The 2,015-nt window shown below is 69.2% G+C and carries 1 protein-coding gene; it reads right to left on the reverse strand.

All coding sequences use genetic code 11. The annotated features are described in order from the left end of the window. A partial coding sequence (locus ACFYWI_RS38410; protein WP_389240819.1) for a condensation domain-containing protein occupies positions 1–2,015 on the reverse strand: 2,015 nt, incomplete at both ends.

Raw genomic sequence — 2,015 nt, forward strand, 5'->3', positions numbered from 1 at the left:
GAACGAAGCACCTGAGCCTCGAACAACCCCGCCAACGTCACCGACGCAGCCCGACGATCAGTCGCATTCCACTCCCGCACCACACGAGAACGCTCAGCCTCCTCCATGACGTCGATCCTGCTCAGACTGATGCCGGGATCAGCCGCGATCTGCTCCAGCACCCGCACCAGCCGGTCCGAGACGTACCGGGCCGTGGTCTCGTCGAACAGGTCGACGGCATACAGCAGCACGCCGGCGATCCCGGCCGGACTTCCGTCCTCGTCGCGGTGTTCGGCAAGGTCCACCATCAGGTCGACGCGGGCGGCGGCGGCATCCGACTCGGACATCAGCGGACGGACCTGCAGACCCGGCAGGTCCCACAGTCGTCCCTGGCCCTGCGGACTGCTCTGCATCGACAAGGAGACCTGGAACAAGGGATTGCGGCCCAGGGACCTGACCGGGTTGAGGTCCTCGACCAGGCGCTCGAAGGGCAGGTCCTGGTGGGTGTAGGCCGCGAGGTCGGTCTTGCGTACCCGGGCCAGCAACTCGGTGAAGGAGGGGTCACCGCTCAGGTCGGTCCGCAGCACGAGGGTGTTCACGAAAAACCCGGCCAGGTCGTCCAGCGCCGCGTCCCCTCGTCCGGCGACCGCGGTGCCGACCGGTATGTCGTTCCCCGCCCCGAGGCGTGACAGCAGGACCGCCAGCGCGGCCTGCACGACCATGAACATGGTCGACTTCCCTCGCTGAGCGATCTCCACCAACCGCGAGTGGATCCTTGGGCCCACCCGCACCGGTACGGTGTCGCCCCGGAACGAGGACACCGCCGGACGCGGCCGATCGGTCGGCAGCACCAGCTCCTGCGGTACGTCGGCCAAGGCGTCGCGCCAGTACCCGAGCTGGGCGCTGATCAGGCTGTCGGGGTCGTCCAGATCACCGAGGACCTGTCGCTGCCAGAGCGCGTAGTCGGCGTACTGGACGGGCAGTGGCTCCCAGCCCGGTGCCCGTCCCTGGCAACGGGCCGAGTACGCCGCTCCCAGATCCCGTGCCAGCACGCCCAGGGACCAGCCGTCGACCGCGATGTGATGGGCCACGATCAGCAGGACGAACTCCGAGGGTGCCACCGTCAACAACCGGACCCGCCACGGCAGATCGACGCTCAGGGCGAACTCCTGGCCCGCCTGCGCGGCGAGGACGTCCTCGACCTGGTCCTCGGTGGTCTCGACGATCACCAACGGCGGGCGCCCGGCCGCGCCTTCCAGCACCTGCTGGCGGGGAACACCGTCGGTCTCGGGGAAGATGGTGCGCAGGCTCTCATGGCGGTCCGCGACATCGCCCAGCGCCGCTTCCAGCGCCGCCACATCCAGCTCGCCCGACATCCGCAGGCTCAGCGGCAGATTGTAGGCCGCGCCCTCCCCGGCTCCTTCGAGCCGGTTCAGGAACCACATCCGCTGTTGCGCGTACGAGAGCGGTACAACCTCGGGCCTCGGCAGCGGCAGCAGCGCTGCTCGGGTGGTGCCCTCCGACGTGTCCTTCATACGGTCGATCCGTCCGGACAGGCCGGCGGGCGTCGGCGCGGCGAACAGGTCGCCGATGTTGAGCGAGGAGTCCAGGACTGCCCGGATGCGGGCGATCAGCTTCATCGCCAGCAGGGAGTCGCCGCCGAGTTCGAAGAACGAGGCCTCGGCACTCACCCGCTCCAGACCGAGCACCTCCGCGAACAGCCCGCAGAGCACCTCTTCCGTCGGCGTCGCAGGACCACGGCCACCCGCCACACCTGCAAAGTCGGGAGCCGGAAGAGCCGCCCGGTCGAGCTTTCCGTTCACCGTGACGGGCAGTTCCTCCAGCACGACCACGGCAGCAGGAACCATGTAGTCGGGCAGAGCGGCCGCCACGAACTCCCGCAGCACCTGCGCCACGTCGGCAGCAACCTCGGTGGCGGGGACGACGTAGGCGACGAGGCGTTTGTCCCCCGGCCGGTCCTCCCGGACGATCACCGCGACCTGACCGACCGCCTCATGCGTACCGAGAACGGCCTC

The organism is Streptomyces sp. NPDC002889, from assembly GCF_042888425.1.
Classification (GTDB): Bacteria; Actinomycetota; Actinomycetes; order Streptomycetales; family Streptomycetaceae; genus Streptomyces.